The 14,399-nt window shown below is 46.4% G+C and carries 17 protein-coding genes; all 17 read right to left on the minus strand.

Features of this window, described 5'->3' with window-relative positions; all coding sequences use genetic code 11:
* Window positions 1-5: 5 nt before the first annotated feature.
* The 17 genes from ACWJJ5_RS06095 to ACWJJ5_RS06175 are packed head-to-tail and all read right to left on the minus strand — an operon-like array spanning window position 6 to window position 14,396.
* Window positions 6-1,073 carry a protein-glutamate methylesterase/protein-glutamine glutaminase gene (locus tag ACWJJ5_RS06095; RefSeq protein ID WP_017417783.1) on the minus strand — a complete coding sequence of 356 codons (1,068 nt, stop codon included), beginning with the start codon at window positions 1,071-1,073 and terminating at the stop codon, window positions 6-8.
* Window positions 1,070-1,963 (minus strand): MinD/ParA family protein, encoded by an 894-nt coding sequence (locus tag ACWJJ5_RS06100; protein ID WP_020955825.1) that lies wholly within the window; start codon window positions 1,961-1,963, stop codon window positions 1,070-1,072. The genes ACWJJ5_RS06095 and ACWJJ5_RS06100 overlap by 4 nt, the downstream gene beginning before the upstream one ends.
* Entirely contained in the window at window positions 1,960-3,051 is a 1,092-nt protein-coding gene (flhF, locus tag ACWJJ5_RS06105; protein ID WP_454022289.1) for a flagellar biosynthesis protein FlhF, read from the minus strand. The genes ACWJJ5_RS06100 and flhF overlap by 4 nt, the downstream gene beginning before the upstream one ends.
* Window positions 3,051-5,084 carry a flagellar biosynthesis protein FlhA gene (gene flhA / locus ACWJJ5_RS06110; RefSeq protein WP_454022290.1) on the minus strand — a complete coding sequence of 678 codons (2,034 nt, stop codon included), beginning with the start codon at window positions 5,082-5,084 and terminating at the stop codon, window positions 3,051-3,053. The genes flhF and flhA overlap by 1 nt, the downstream gene beginning before the upstream one ends.
* 33 nt (window positions 5,085-5,117) lie before the next feature.
* A complete protein-coding gene (gene flhB, locus ACWJJ5_RS06115) occupies window positions 5,118-6,197 on the minus strand; it encodes a flagellar biosynthesis protein FlhB (RefSeq protein ID WP_003154232.1) in 1,080 nt (359 codons plus the stop codon).
* Window positions 6,197-6,976: a flagellar biosynthetic protein FliR gene (gene fliR, locus ACWJJ5_RS06120; RefSeq protein WP_003154233.1), complete on the minus strand. Its 780-nt coding sequence runs from the start codon at window positions 6,974-6,976 to the stop codon at window positions 6,197-6,199. The genes flhB and fliR overlap by 1 nt, the downstream gene beginning before the upstream one ends.
* 6 nt (window positions 6,977-6,982) lie before the next feature.
* Entirely contained in the window at window positions 6,983-7,252 is a 270-nt protein-coding gene (gene fliQ / locus ACWJJ5_RS06125; protein WP_003154234.1) for a flagellar biosynthesis protein FliQ, read from the minus strand.
* 14 nt (window positions 7,253-7,266) lie between these two features.
* The gene (gene fliP, locus ACWJJ5_RS06130) at window positions 7,267-7,932 is read right to left on the minus strand and encodes a flagellar type III secretion system pore protein FliP (RefSeq protein ID WP_003154235.1); all 666 of its coding nucleotides are present in this window, start codon (window positions 7,930-7,932) and stop codon (window positions 7,267-7,269) included.
* On the minus strand, window positions 7,925-8,578 hold the full coding sequence (fliZ, locus tag ACWJJ5_RS06135; RefSeq protein ID WP_003154237.1) for a flagella biosynthesis regulatory protein FliZ: 654 nt from the start codon (window positions 8,576-8,578) through the stop codon (window positions 7,925-7,927). The genes fliP and fliZ overlap by 8 nt, the downstream gene beginning before the upstream one ends.
* A gap of 14 nt (window positions 8,579-8,592) precedes the next feature.
* Entirely contained in the window at window positions 8,593-8,955 is a 363-nt protein-coding gene (gene cheY, locus ACWJJ5_RS06140; protein ID WP_003154238.1) for a chemotaxis protein CheY, read from the minus strand.
* Between the two features lie 26 nt (window positions 8,956-8,981).
* The gene (gene fliY, locus ACWJJ5_RS06145) at window positions 8,982-10,118 is read right to left on the minus strand and encodes a flagellar motor switch phosphatase FliY (RefSeq protein WP_070081822.1); all 1,137 of its coding nucleotides are present in this window, start codon (window positions 10,116-10,118) and stop codon (window positions 8,982-8,984) included.
* Window positions 10,108-11,106 carry a flagellar motor switch protein FliM gene (gene fliM / locus ACWJJ5_RS06150; protein ID WP_003154240.1) on the minus strand — a complete coding sequence of 333 codons (999 nt, stop codon included), beginning with the start codon at window positions 11,104-11,106 and terminating at the stop codon, window positions 10,108-10,110. Before fliM ends, fliY begins: the two co-directional genes overlap by 11 nt.
* A 33-nt stretch (window positions 11,107-11,139) precedes the next feature.
* Window positions 11,140-11,559: a flagellar basal body-associated protein FliL gene (gene fliL / locus ACWJJ5_RS06155; protein WP_003154241.1), complete on the minus strand. Its 420-nt coding sequence runs from the start codon at window positions 11,557-11,559 to the stop codon at window positions 11,140-11,142.
* Window positions 11,556-11,771, minus strand: a complete 216-nt coding sequence (locus ACWJJ5_RS06160; RefSeq protein WP_003154243.1) for a flagellar FlbD family protein — start codon at window positions 11,769-11,771, stop codon at window positions 11,556-11,558. Before ACWJJ5_RS06160 ends, fliL begins: the two co-directional genes overlap by 4 nt.
* Before the next feature lie 39 nt (window positions 11,772-11,810).
* Window positions 11,811-12,587, minus strand: coding sequence for a flagellar basal body rod protein FlgG (gene flgG, locus ACWJJ5_RS06165; RefSeq protein ID WP_003154244.1), 777 nt, complete (start codon window positions 12,585-12,587; stop codon window positions 11,811-11,813).
* Window positions 12,588-12,611: 24 nt separating this feature from the next.
* Window positions 12,612-13,052, minus strand: coding sequence for a flagellar hook assembly protein FlgD (flgD, locus tag ACWJJ5_RS06170; protein ID WP_007409782.1), 441 nt, complete (start codon window positions 13,050-13,052; stop codon window positions 12,612-12,614).
* Entirely contained in the window at window positions 13,053-14,396 is a 1,344-nt protein-coding gene (locus tag ACWJJ5_RS06175; RefSeq protein ID WP_454022291.1) for a flagellar hook-length control protein FliK, read from the minus strand. It lies immediately after the preceding gene.
* Window positions 14,397-14,399: the final 3 nt, after the last annotated feature.

The following is a 14,399-nucleotide window of genomic DNA, read 5'->3' on the forward strand; positions in this document are numbered from 1 at the left end:
TTGATTCACACCCTCTCTTTTTTCACACATCCGGTGATGGATGCCGCGATATCTTCCACATGTTTAATCTCATGAATAAGGCCCGCCTTTATCGCTGACTTCGGCATTCCGAACACAACACAGGATTCGTCCGATTCCGCAATCGTTTTAACGCCGCCTGTTCTGAGCATTTCTTTTACGCCTTCGGTTCCGTCGCTGCCCATGCCTGTCATAATGACGGCTACCTTTTCGTAATCGGATAAGCGGCTTGCCGACCGAAACAAATAATCGGCTGACGGTTTATGCCGGCTTTCCGTATCATGAACGTCAAGAATGATGCGGAGCCTTCCGCCTTCCTCTGCAACCGTCATATTTTTTCCGCCGGGCGCGATGTACACCCATCCGTCTTTCGCTTCTTCACCGTTTTCCGCTTCTTTGACCTGAATATCTGACAAATGGTTGAGTCTGTCTGCAAGTGAAGCGGTGAAGCCTTCAGGCATGTGCTGAACGACAAATACAGGCGCCTTTAAATCCTTCGGCAGTTTCGGAATCACCTTTTGCAGGGCACGCGGTCCGCCTGTAGAGGTCGCGATGAATACGGCCTGCTTGGCGGATTTTGCTTTCGGTCTTTCAAATCCCGCCAAAGCCGGACGTTCCGGGATAGAAGGCTCTTTCACTGCCGCCTCAGGTTTTTGGGCGCGGGACAGCCCGGCTGCAATCACTCTCTCAATCAGCTGCTCTTTAATTTTATAAAGATCAAGTGAAATCGATCCGGAAGGCTTGGTGATAAAATCAAAAGCGCCCATTTCCAGGCAGTTGATCGTTCGGTCCTTCCCTTGCTGTGTCTGGCTCGATACCATGATGACGGGAAGTTTATATATGCTGATGATCTTCCGTAATGTATCCGTTCCGTTCATGACCGGCATTTCAATATCAAGCGTGACAACATCCGGTTTGAGAAGCTCTATTTTCTTCAGCGCCTCTTCCCCGTTTCTGGCTGTCCCGATGACTTCTATCTGCACTTCCGCAGCCAGAAAATCGGTAATCATCTTTCTCATAAAAGCTGAGTCATCAACGACAAGCACACGAATCACTGTAAAGTCCTCCTCAATAAAAAAGAAGATAATCTCTCAATAAATGCCGGTTTCTCTTCTCTTGGTTTGTTTTCTTCCGTTTGAAACAAGACATCCGTCAGAAGACGGACGGACCTGCTGGCTTTTGCTTGAGGACTTTTTATTAAAAAAGGCACCTGGTCAATGACGGCTTGACTTACTAGCGGATCATCGGGTATGGAGCCGGCGAAACGCACCTCCGCGCCTAAAAACGTGTGAATCGCATGAGAAAGGCGGTTGTACGTGTCCAGCGCCTGTTTTTGGGCGCGGGCGCGATTGACAGCAATGTTTACGGTCAGCCGTTCATCCGCGAGCAAAAGATGTTTGATCGCGCTGTAGGCATCCATAATGGCCGTCGGCTCAGGCGTTGTCACGGCGAGAATGTCTTCCGCCGATAAAATAAACGGCAGCTGTTCTTTTGAAAGTCCCGCTCCCATATCAAACAGAACGTAATCAAAATCGCTTAATACAGCGGAAAGACCATTCATAAAAGCCGACCACTTCTCTCTGTCTGCTTGATAGATCGCCTCAAGCCCCGTTCCTCCGGATATGTAGCGAAGGCCTTTCGGACCGGAGGAAAGTGATTGAGCCAATGCATGCCGATTCTCCATCACATCAATAATGGTGCGGGAAGAAGCAGCGCCGATCAGCACATCAATGTTGCCCATTCCGATGTCAAGATCAATGATGAGTGCTTTTTTTCCTTTTTCCTGCAGGGCAACTGCCATGTTTAATGTTAAATTAGATTTTCCGACGCCGCCTTTACCGCTGATGACGGCTAATGTCTTCGCTTTTTTCTCATAAAGCTCCGGCTTGATCATTTGCCGCTCTCTCATTTTCCTTCTTAATGACTCTGCCTGATCGGGTTTCATGCCAAAAGCATCCTTACAAACTCTTTTGGTGAAGCCGATAGGATGTCTTCAGGCACATCCTGTCCATTTGTCAAATAGGCGGCGCCGATTCTTGATTCCGACAGCACTTGAAACACGGAGCCGAGTGTGGCGGTTTCATCCGTTTTCGTGAAAATGAATTGATTGACCGGCACACCGGAAAACTGTTTCAGCACCTGTTTCATATCTTCATATTTTGCAGATGCCGATAATACGAGAAAGGATTGTAATCCTGATTCAAACGGAATCATCTCTTGTAATTCCGTAATATACTGCTCTTCTTTAAAGTTTCTGCCGGCTGTATCAATGAAAACATGGTCGTATTCAGCGAATTTTTCCAGTGCCTTCAGACATTCTTCCTTTGAATAGCATACTTCAAGAGGAGCCTGAAGCAGCTCCGCATATGTCTTCAGCTGCTCGACCGCGGCAATCCGGTAAGTATCCGTCGTCATAAAGGCAATTTTTTTATGCTCTGTCAGCATTGATGAGGCCGCGAGTTTCGCAAGTGTAGTCGTTTTGCCGGCCCCGGTTGAACCGAAAAGCACGACGTATTTTGATTGAATCCCTTCCTGCCACCTGTCTGCCGAAGGGAGTTTTTTCACTAACAAATCCTGCAGTTTTGAGCTGACATTATCTTCAGTTAAATCTCCGGAAACAATTGAAGAACTGAGCAATTCACTGAGTACGGCGTTTTGCGTATGATCAGGAAGCCCGGCTTGCTTCAATAGTCTCTCGGCTTTTTTTAATGGTTCAGGGAGCACTTCTTTAAAATGCGCCAGTTCGCCGGAAATACTTTGATCCGGAAGAAGCGGCGGCTGAACAGGCTCAGCTTTCTCCGCCGTTTCCGTCTTTTTCATTTCTCCAGCGGCAGCCGGCGGCGTTTTTCTCGCTTCCCTGACGTCACGATCTAAAACCGCTATCACTTCGACGGCCTGCTGCGACCGCAGCCCCAGCCATTTTCGTTTCTTTACTTGTTTGGAATGTAAAATAACGGCATCATTGCCGAGTTCCTTTTTGATTTGCTTCGCGGCATCCTGCATTGAAGCGGCTGTAAATTTTTTTATTTTCATTAAATATCCACCACTCCAATGCTCTGTACTTCAACATTTGCTTCCAGCTCATTATAAGAAAGAACCGGAAGATCAGGGAAATACCGTTCTAACAGCTGTTTTACATACATTCTGACAGCAGGCGAGCAAAGAAGAATCGCTGACTCCTGACGGATGGAAAGCTGCTCGGCCTCTTTAGCGACAGAACGGATGATGCTGTCTGAAACCTCAGGATCGAGTGACAGGTAATTGCCCTGTTCAGTCTGCTGAACCCCGTCTGCAATCGCTTTTTCCACCCGTCCTGAGCATGTGATGACCTTCAGCGTTTCATGCTCTCTCGCATATTGTGCCGTGATTTGTTTGGCAAGCGACTGTCTCGCGTATTCTGTCAAAAGGTCTGAATCTGTCGTTAATCTTCCGTAATCGGCAAGAGTTTCAAAAATGGTCACCAAGTTTCTGATTGAAACTTTTTCTCTCAGCAATTTGGCAAGCACCTTTTGAATATCGCCGACAGAAAGAGGGTTTGGCGTGACTTCCTCAACAAGCACAGGATAATTTTCCTTCAGATGATCGATCAGCTGCTTTGTTTCCTGTCTGCCGACCAGTTCATGAGCATGCTGCTTAATTTTTTCTGTAATATGCGTAGATACGACTGACGCCGGATCAACAACTGTATACCCCAGCATGTCCGCTTCATCTTTTGCAGCTTCGCTGATCCATTTTGCGGGAAGTCCGAACGACGGTTCAATCGTTTCAATGCCTTCAATGACGTCATCTTCAGGCGTCGGTGACATCGCTAAGTAATGATCTAGCAGGAGCTCTCCTTTAGCGACTTCATTGCCTTTAATTTTCAATCTGTATTCATTCGGCTGGAGCGCGATATTATCCCTGATGCGCACAACCGGAATGACAAGTCCCAATTCAAGCGCAAGCTGACGTCTGATCATGACGATGCGGTCAAGAAGATCACCGCCCTGCCCCGCGTCTGCAAGCGGCACGAGTCCGTATCCGAACTCAAATTCAATCGGATCAATATGTAAAAGCTGCACAACGCTTTCCGAGCTTTTCAGTTCATCCGCCTGAGCCTCTTCTTCAAGAATTTCTTCCTCTTCTTCGCTCGGCTTATCCGCTTTGGACAGCATATAAGCGCCGAATGCAAGCAGACCGGCGATCGGCCCCGTCAGCAGAATGCCGATCGGTGTAAGCAGACCGAGCAAAAGTACAGTTCCCGCGGCTACATACAAGAGCTTCGGATAAGCAAACAGCTGGCCTGTAATATCGTGACCGAGGTTTCCTTCAGATGCCGCTCTCGTCACGACAATCCCCGTAGCCGTTGAAATGAGCAAGGCCGGCATTTGAGAAACGATACCGTCACCGACCGTCAGCATTGTAAAGTGAGACGCAGCTTCTTGTATGCTCATCCCCTGCTGCAGCATGCCGATTACGATTCCGAAAATAATATTGATCATCACGATGATGATCCCTGCGATGGCATCCCCTTTGACGAATTTGCTCGCACCGTCCATGGCGCCGTAAAAATCCGCTTCCCGGGCGACTTTTTCACGTCTGTGCTTTGCATCCTGCTCCGTAATCATGCCGGCATTTAAATCCGCGTCAATACTCATTTGCTTTCCGGGCATCGCATCGAGCGTAAATCTCGCCGCCACTTCCGATACCCGCTCGGCGCCTTTTGTAATGACGATAAACTGAATAATAATCAAGATAATGAAAACAACAAGCCCTACCAGCACATTTCCGCCGACAACGAAATTCCCGAATGTCTCAACTACCTTTCCCCCTTCTCCGTGAGAAAGAATCGAACGTGTCGTCGACACATTGAGCGCAAGCCGAAACAGCGTCAATAACAGCAGCAATGACGGGAATATCGAGAATTGCAGCGGTTCTTGCATATTCATTGTGGTGAGAAGCACGATCAACGCAAGAGAGATATTAATGATGATCAAAATACTTAACAACCATGGAGGGAATGGAATCACCAGCATTGCCACAATGAGGACAACACTTATTAAAACCGATAAATCTCTTGTTGACATGCTGTTTTTCTCTCCTTTTGAATCTGAAATTCACTATACTTTTTGTTTCGTTTTATATACATAAGCCAAAATTTCCGCAATGACTTTGAAAAACTCTTCCGGCACAGCCTGGTCAATGTCAACCTGATCATATAACGCACGCGCGAGCGGCCTGTTTTCAATCGTCATGACATCGTGTTCTTTGGCGATCTGCCTGATTTTTAATGCGAGATGGTCGACCCCTTTGGCAACAATGTAAGGGGCGTCCATTTTCTTTTCATCATATTTTAAAGCAATCGCATAATGGGTCGGGTTGGTAATGATGACATCCGCTTTCGGCACTTCCTGCATCATCCGCCTCATCGCCATTTCCCGCTGCTTCTGCTTAATTTTAGACTTGATAATCGGATCACCCTCCGATTTTTTGTATTCATCTTTTATATCCTGCTTTGACATTCTGATATTTTTCTCATAGTCAAAACGCTGATATAAGTAATCAAGCCCGGCCAGCAGCATTAGAGCCCCTGATCCCGCAAGCCCCATCCAAAGCGTGAGCTTAGAAACGAAAGTGAGCACTTCCGCAGGCGTTAAAAGCGGAAGGCGGAGAATATCGCCATAATGCAGCCAGAGCACCATAAAGGCGGCAAAACCGACCACAGTAATCTTCAAAATGGATTTGACCAGTTCAACAATCGCCCTCATGCTGTAAATCCGCTTAAATCCTTTCAGCGGGCTGAGCTTATTCAAGTCAGGCTTGAGGACTTCCGCAGAAAACAGAAAACCCACCTGCATATAATTGCTCACGACACCTGCCACAAGCGCGACCAGCATAATCGGCGCGAGGATGAGGCTGATATCTTTCACCGTATCGACGAACAGTTCATGCACGGAAGATGCTGACAGATGTAATGATATCGATTTCGTATAAAACGTTTTAATAAAGGACAGCAGCCTGTCCCGCATATAAGGACCGAGCGCGATCAGCGAAAGAAAGATAATCAGTAAAGAAACGGCTGTATTCACATCCGTACTTTTCGCGACCTGTCCTTTCTTTCTTGTATCCTTCCGTTTTTTCGGAGTGGCTTTCTCCGTTTTTTCACCGGCAAAGAATTGCAGATTCAGTCTGAGTCTCATCATGTCACACCGACCAATGCCAATAGATTCCGCATGGTTTCAACGGTAAGGCTGAAGATGTTGCGGACGACGACAAACATCACCGCCATACAAACGATCAGCATAATAAAGCTCACGGCTATTTTCAGAGGAAGCCCGACAACGAAAACATTCAGCTGCGGCACCGTTCTCGCCACAATACCGAGCGCCAAATCAACTAAAAACAGACTGGCCACAACCGGCGCAGACATTTGAAAAGCGATAATGAACATGGCATTGAAGCTTTTTGCGATAAAAAGTCCAAAGTGATCATTTCCAAACGACGGAAATGCCTGATCAAGCGGGATATACTGAAAGCTGTAATAAATCCCGTCCAATAAAAGATAATGGGCGTTTACGCTGAGCATAAATAACAGCGCCAGCGTATAAACGAATTGTCCGATCAGCGGGCTTTGCGTTCCTGATTGCGGATCAATAACATTGGCGATGGAAAAGCCCATCTGAAAATCAATAAAGGAACCCGCTATCTGAATGGCTGTCATCATCATGAAAGCAATCAGCCCGAGGCTCAAGCCCACAACGGCCTCTTTTATGACAAGCAGCATATACTGTTCCCCTATTTCTATTTCCGGCGCATGTTTCAGCGTGCTGAAGCAGATCACCGAAAGAAAAAAAGCAAAGCCGATCCGGTGAACCGCCGGCAGATTCCGATGTCCGAACACCGGCACCGTTACAAAAAAAGCAGAGATTCTGATAAAGACCAATAAAAAAGCGGGAAATAAATCAATGATGGAATTCATTTGATTCTACCCTGCAAATCGGTTCAGATGAGAGAACAGATCAGTTGTGAACGAAAGAATCGTCGACAGCATCCAAGGACCGAAAAAGATCAGTCCAAGCATCACCGCCACGATTTTCGGAATGAACGCAAGCGTCTGTTCCTGGATTTGAGTTGTCGCTTGAAAGATACTGACGAGCAAACCGACGATCAGCGCGATCGCAAGCAGCGGCCCGCTGATCATTAGTGTTACATATACGGCTTTTTCCGCCATGGAAATTACAAATTCTGAACTCACAATTAGCACCTACCCTAAAAGCTGTCAAGCAAAGATTTCACGATTAAATACCATCCATCGACCAAAACGAAAAGCAATATTTTAAAGGGCAGAGAGATCATAACCGGCGGAAGCATCATCATTCCCATTGACATTAAGACGCTCGCCACGACCATATCGATAATTAAAAACGGAATAAAAATCATAAAGCCCATTTGAAAAGCGGTTTTGAGTTCTGATATCGCATAAGCGGGGACCATCGTCGTCAAAGGAATATCCTGAATCGATTCAGGTTTTTTCATTTTGGCATAGTTCATAAACAGCGCCAGATCCTTCTGTCTTGTATGCTTGCTCATATACTCTTTAATCGGCTTCTCGGCTTTTGTATATGCTTCATCGAGACTGATTTTGTTGTCCATCAGCGGCGTTAAGGCTTCCTTATTAATCTCTGAAAAAGTCGGCGCCATAATAAAAAACGTCAAGAACAGCGCAAGGCCGATTAAAACCTGGTTCGGAGGCATGTTCTGCGTCGCCAGTGAGGTTCTCACAAAAGACAGAACGATGACGATTCTCGTAAAGCAGGTCATCAAAATCAGAATCCCCGGCGCTACTGAAAAGACAGTCAAAAGCAGCAGTAATTTAACAGTGGAGCTGACTTCGGTCGGACTGCTTGAATTAAAAAGATTAACGAATTCATTCATGATGATAAGGGCCTTTCTTCTTTCCTTCAGAACGGCTTTGTTTCAGCTCGTTCAGCTGTTCTTTCAGCGCTTTTGAAAACGACGGAAGCATCGTTTGCGGCTTTTTTTCTCCATCCTTACGCGGATTTACGAGCTTGGTCCATTCCACTTTTGAAGACATCGACTCTTCGTATTGGCTCAGAATCGCCTCGCGCTCTTTTTCATCTTCAATTTCTTTTAAAAGCTGTATCGTTTCGCCCACACCGACTACGAGAACGCTGTTTCCCACTTTAATCAGCTGCACGGAACGGTTTTGGCCGACTGACGTTCCGCCGATATTTTCTACATATTGAAACGGCTTCAGCAGACGGTTTCTTCTATTCATCAGTTTGACAAATCCATAGATCAGCAGAATGACGAATAATAACGCCCCGATCATCTTTACAAAATCAAAAGCGGAGACAGAAGATGCAGAAGCATCCCCTATCTCTTGATCAGCCGTTTGTTTCGATGTATCGCTTTTTTTCTCTGTTTTGTTTGTTGATTGTTTGTCAAACCATTCGTTGACGGTGGAATTGTCAGACTCCGCCGCAAAAGCAGGGAACGGATGTACATTGAGTAAAACGAAACAACAAATCAAAGCTAGTAAACCATGACTCTTTTTCAACAGTCGTACACCCTTTAGCTTAATGTTTTATTAATGGCTTCAAGCACGCGGTCCGCTTGGAATGGTTTCACGATAAAGTCTTTTGCGCCGGCTTGAATGGCGTCAATAACCATTGACTGCTGGCCCATAGCTGAACACATGATGATTTTCGCCTGCGGATCGATCTGTTTAATTTCCTTTAGAGCTGTAATCCCGTCCATTTCAGGCATTGTAATATCCATTGTCACTAGGTCGGGGGAATGCTCTTTGAATTTTTCGACTGCCTGCGCTCCGTCTGAAGCTTCAGCTACAACGTCAAAACCGTTCTTCACTAAAATATCCTTGATCATCATTCTCATAAATGCTGCATCGTCTACAATTAAAATTCTGTGTGCCATAATCTGTTTCTCTCCTCTATGTTCGCTTATTTTAAATTGTTAAGGCGGTCTGCCTGACTTAAAATATCAGTGACTCTCACGCCGAAGTTTTCTTCTATGACAACGACCTCGCCCTTTGCCACGATCCGCTGGTTGACCAGGATGTCAACAGGTTCACCAGCCAGCTTGTCAAGCTCAATAATGCTTCCCGCAGAAAGTTCAAGGATTTCTTTGACGCTTCTCTTCGTTCTGCCGAGCTCAACCGTAACGGAAAGCGGAATATCCATCAGCATATCAAGGTTATTCCTTGATCCTTGCGCCGCTTCGTTATGATCAAACGCCTGGAATTCTACCGGAGCGACTTGAACAGGCGCAGCTTTTTTTGCGGTTCCCTGTCTCTTCGGAAGCTCAGGTTTTGCCTGCGGCTCCGGCTGCATGGCAGGTTCCGGCTGCGGCGTTTCGTATGTTTCCTGTGGTTCTGAGACGGTTTCTGCGGCCTCTGACTCATGCTGGTCTGCAGTCATCAGTTCTGCGATTAGATCTTTCGCAAACGTAATCGGATAAAGCTGCATGATGCTCGAATCGATTAATTCACCGACTTTCAGACGGAATGACACTTTTACGAGCAGGTCATCCTCAGGTATTCTGTCGGTCCCTTTTTCTTCCGTCACATCCAGAAGTTCAACCCTTGGCGGAGAAATGTCAATCTTTTTACTGAATACGGTCGACATTGACGTAGCAGCCGAGCCCATCATTTGATTCATTGCTTCCTGCACGGCGCTCAGGTGGATTTCACCGAGTGACGGATCGGCGCCCCGGCCGTCTCCGCCGATCATCAAATCCGCGATGATGGCCGCGTCGCTTTGTTCGACGACGAGCAAATTGCTGCCGTCAAAGCCTTCTGTGTAGTTCACTTCAATGGCAACATACGGATGAGGAAATTCATCACTGATTTTGCTTTTTGAAATGACGGTCACACTCGGCGTCGTAATGTCCACTTTTTGATTTAAAAGAGTGGACAGCGCCGTAGCCGAGCTGCCGAACGAAATATTCCCGATTTCTCCGATCGCATCGCGCTCAAGTTCAGACAAGTTCGCCCCTTGAGGCTGTTCTGTATCCTCTGACTGACTGCTTGTGCCGTTAAGAAGAGCATCGATTTCATCTTGAGATAATCTATTGTTCATCTTGTTCACCTCTTATGTCGTGATCTAAAATTTGCACTGCCTGTCTTCGATTCACCCGGCCGGCCTGCCCTAAAAACTTCGGTTTGTTTCCGACCAATACAGTAAGAGGATCAGTCACTGATTTGTCCAGAGTTATACAGTCCCCGACTTCCAAACTTAAAAATTCTTCTATTGTCAGTTCAGAAGCGCCCAAGAGAGCCACAACGGGAATTTGAGCCGTCATGATGCGCTTTTCAAGCAGCTTCGTTTCTTCGGGCTTCGCTTCATTCCGGTCTGATTGCATCCAATAATGTACGGAAAGCTTAGGGATAATCGGCTCAAGTACGACATGGGGAATACAAAGATTAATGACACCGCTGATTTCACCTATCTGTGTATTGAGAGAAATGACAACGACTGTTTCATTTGGGGAAACCATCTGTACAAACTGAGGATTCACTTCAAATTCAGTCATTTCAGGGTCAATATCAGCAATCGATTGCCAAGCTTCTTTGTAGTTGCCCAGTGCATTTTCAAATAAGTTAGAAATAATATTCGTTTCAATTTCCGTAAGGCTGTCAGCTTTGTTATGAGTGATGCCGATGCCTCCCATGACGCGGTCCAGCATTGCGTATGCGATGGTGGGATTAACCTCCATCATGATTCTGCCTTCCATCGGATGAACATCGAATAAATTTAAAATCGTCATGTTCGGTATGGAACGGATAAATTCTTCATACGGCACCTGGTCAACTGAGCTGACGGATATATGAATATACGTTCTGAGCTTGGCGGAAAAGTGTGTTGTGAGAAGCCTCGCAAAGTTATCATGTATCCGGGTTAAACTGCGTATCTGATCTTTCGAGAATCTGAGAGCCCGTTTAAAATCATATACCTTTACTTTTTTCTCTTTAACTTCCTTTTTCAGCTCTTCCGCATCCGCCTCACCCGTGGAAATGGCGGAAAGCAGTGCGTCTATTTCATTTTGGGAGAGAACTTCTCCTGACATTTTCTTCACCTCCGTATTCTGTCAAATTTGTTTTTATTGCAGATTAAAGGAGGTAATGTACACTTTCTGAACTTTTCCTTCTTGGAGATAGCTGTTTACTTTCTCTTTTAATGATTGTTTAAACGCTTCTCTTCCTTTATCTCCCTCAATCTCTCCGGCGCTTGTGTCAGCTAAAATGGAAATGATGTTGTCTTTCACCTGAAAATCGCGTTTTTCAAGTTCTTCCTTCGCTTTAGCCGAGTCGGTTTCAAGCTTGATGCCGATACGGATGATGCTGTCAGACTTTAAGTTTGTCGTGATATCGTCGACAGACACAGTGGCTGCAACGACTTCGTCAATTGTCGGCTTTTTATCTTTGCCGGAGTGTCCGCTGACGACAAAATATGCTGCCGTTCCGAGGCCGGCGATGACAATTAAAATAATCAGCAAAATGATGACTAATTTTTTCTTCATTCTTCTTCCTCTATTCCCTGATCCAGTGAAAATATTTGTATGCTATGGTAAAACGATATGACTTTTTTGAGAACTGCTTCTTCCGGTTCTTTCACTACGAACTTTTTGCCGTTGGACAGTGTAATCGTCGTGTCGGGGAAGCACTCAATCTGTTCGATAAACAGCGCATTCAGCGTAAAAGGCTGGCCGTTTAAACGGGTGACTTGAATCATGCAATCCGGAGAAGCGGCCTAACCGCCTCTCCTCCCTCCTTACCGTTTCAGATTAACCAGCTCCTGAAGGATTTCATCTGAAGTCGTAATGATTTTTGAGTTTGATTGGAAACCGCGCTGAGCAACGATCATTTCGGTAAATTCATCTGTCAGATCTACGTTTGACATTTCAAGATAGCCTGCCAAAAGCTTACCCGTTCCGTTTTCGCCCGGAGTGGTGACTGCGCTCGCAGCTCCTGAACTTAATGATTCTCTGTAAAGATTGCCTCCGATTTTTTCCAGACCGGCGCTGTTAGGGAACGTGACCAGACCGATTTGTCCGGCATCATGAACCGCATCCCCTGCATCAGTGTATGTAACGGTTCCGTCTGCACCGATGCTGTAATCTTTCGCATCAGTCGGAATATTGATTTTGCCGCCGCCGATTTTTTCAAGGTAGTACCCGTCAGTCGTAACAAGGTTGCCTTGATTGTCCTTTCCGAAATTCCCCGCACGTGTGTAAACGATTCCCGAACCTGTATTAATCTGAAAGTATCCGTCTCCGTCAATGGCTAGGTCGGTTTTATTCTGTGTAGCCTGCGGGGCGCCGGTTGAATGAACGACATCAATGGAAGAAGTCGCGGCACCCAAGCCGATTTGTTTTGAATTGGTCACGTTTGAACCGCCGGCGACTGTCTGGCTGATCATATCTTTAAATGTAACGCGGCTTTTCTTAAATCCCACTGTGTTGACGTTGGCGATGTTATTGCCGATTACATCTAGTTTTGTCTGAAAGTTTTTCATGCCGCTGATACCGGAATATAATGAACGTAACATGTTAAATTCCCCCTGGGTTTCTTTTTATTTAGATGTTTCGCTGACGGCCGTGACATTCCACGGACTGACCTCTTTGCCATTTTCAAGCACGAGCACGTAATTGCCGTTTGAATGCTTGACTGAATTGACTGGGCTTGTCTGATCCTTCCCGTCGCTGTCGCTGAATGTGACATTTTTGCCGATCCAGTTCACATACATCGTAAACGGATCTTGATTTTCTACAAATTTAGTCATCGTCGTATTCATATTCATCATTTGCTCCAATGAAGAAAATGTCGCCATCTGGCTGATGAATTCTTTGTCATCAACCGGATTGAGCGGGTCCTGGTTTTGAACCTGTGTCATTAAGATCTTCAGAAATTCGTCTTTCCCTAAATTCGTACTGCTGTTTACTGCGGAAGTGCTCTTCGCGCTTGAAGTGGTTGAAGCGCCCGCCGCGGCATAATCCGAGTTTACTGATGTCAACTATTCTTCCTCCATTTCATTGAGAGAAAGCTCCTCCAGCATATCTCCGAAATCGCCTGACTGCTGCTGGTTCTTCTGTTCTCTCTGTCCCTGATGCTGCTGTTTATTGTGATCTGCCGTCTGCCCGTAAACAGGCTGCTGATCCCCGCTTTGAAGCGGGACTGTAAAACGGTCGACCTGGACCGACATATTCGGAAGCGACTGTTTCAGCTGAGGAAGATGCTGTTCCAGCAGCTCTTTAGCGGACTGGCTGGATGCGATTATTTTGCTTTGAAACATCCCGTTTTCGTTTGTCACCTTAATTGTGACAAATCCGAGGTTCTCGGGATTAAGACGAATCGTAAAGCTTCCGGTTGCTTTCCCGAAAGGCGTGTATTTCATCTGTTTCCAGCCGCTGATGACCTGATCCGTTAACGGTTTATTTTCTGCCGGCTGCTGTTCAGCTCCTGCGGACGCTTGCTGAATGCCGGCAAGGCTTCTCGTTCCCGAAAACAGTATATGTGCAGACAATTTGCTGTCAGGCGCCTTTGCGTGAGAAACCGTGCCGCCGTTTTGCTGTTCCGTTTTCCCGGCTGACTCTTGGGATGATTCAGATGATTGAGATAACACAAAAGCTTTCAGCTCAGTTTCAGCCATATCCCATTCCTTTGTTCCCTTTTGAGAAAGGCCCGCAAGCTGCTCCGCGACGCTTTGAAAGCTCTTCAGCTCAGCGGCTGTCATGGCGTAAAGTTTAGATGCAGATTCGTTTTTCGGAAAAAATGTCTGCCGCAGGTCTTGAATCACGCGGTCCGGAACGCCTTGTTTTTTCAATGTCTCTAATAAACGGGCGCCTTCCCGGTAAACCGCCTTTGCCTGCGTGCTGTCCGGCAGTTCCTGCTGAGATGTGAAGAGCTGGGATACGGCTTCTTGAATGAAAAGCAAGCCCTTCTCAAGCGCATCCTTGACGGAATCCCCGTCTTTTGCGGAAGAATCCGGCTCATTCGTTTCAGGCTTCGCCCCCTGCTGTTTTCCCGCTAACATGTCTTCAACGGATTCGGCAAGCTGTTTCAATAAAGGAAGAGCTGTTTCAGCCGTCTGCTTTCCTTCAAGAGCTTTTACCGCCTCAAGCAGCTGTTTAAGCTGCAATTCTTTATCTTCCGGGCCGGCTTTCAGCCAATCACCGATTTTCGATAGGGCATCATTCAGCTCTGCGTCACTTGTTTTTGTTTCATCTCCGGGCTGCCGGGGAGAAGTGATTTCCGACAGGAGCCAGTTCTGAAATAGACCTAAGCTGTTTTCATTCATCTTCACATTGCTGTTTTGCGCAGTCTGCGTACGATTACCCGTTAATTCAAGCAGCTTCAACTT

Source organism: Bacillus sp. JK74 (assembly GCF_053663395.1).

Bases quoted from the DNA above. Each gene is read 5' to 3' on its own strand.
- ACWJJ5_RS06100 (WP_020955825.1), bottom strand. From the start codon at position 1,963: ATGAAACCCGATCAGGCAGAGTCATTAAGAAGGAAAATGAGAGAGCGG.
- flhF (WP_454022289.1), bottom strand. From the start codon at position 3,051: ATGAAAATAAAAAAATTTACAGCCGCTTCAATGCAGGATGCCGCGAAG.
- flhA (WP_454022290.1), bottom strand. From the start codon at position 5,084: ATGTCAACAAGAGATTTATCGGTTTTAATAAGTGTTGTCCTCATTGTG.
- flhB (WP_003154232.1), bottom strand. From the start codon at position 6,197: ATGAGACTCAGACTGAATCTGCAATTCTTTGCCGGTGAAAAAACGGAG.
- fliR (WP_003154233.1), bottom strand. From the start codon at position 6,976: ATGAATTCCATCATTGATTTATTTCCCGCTTTTTTATTGGTCTTTATC.
- fliP (WP_003154235.1), bottom strand. From the start codon at position 7,932: ATGAATGAATTCGTTAATCTTTTTAATTCAAGCAGTCCGACCGAAGTC.
- cheY (WP_003154238.1), bottom strand. From the start codon at position 8,955: ATGGCACACAGAATTTTAATTGTAGACGATGCAGCATTTATGAGAATG.
- fliY (WP_070081822.1), bottom strand. From the start codon at position 10,118: ATGAACAATAGATTATCTCAAGATGAAATCGATGCTCTTCTTAACGGC.
- fliM (WP_003154240.1), bottom strand. From the start codon at position 11,106: ATGTCAGGAGAAGTTCTCTCCCAAAATGAAATAGACGCACTGCTTTCC.
- fliL (WP_003154241.1), bottom strand. From the start codon at position 11,559: ATGAAGAAAAAATTAGTCATCATTTTGCTGATTATTTTAATTGTCATC.
- ACWJJ5_RS06160 (WP_003154243.1), bottom strand. From the start codon at position 11,771: ATGATTCAAGTCACCCGTTTAAACGGCCAGCCTTTTACGCTGAATGCG.
- flgG (WP_003154244.1), bottom strand. From the start codon at position 12,587: ATGTTACGTTCATTATATTCCGGTATCAGCGGCATGAAAAACTTTCAG.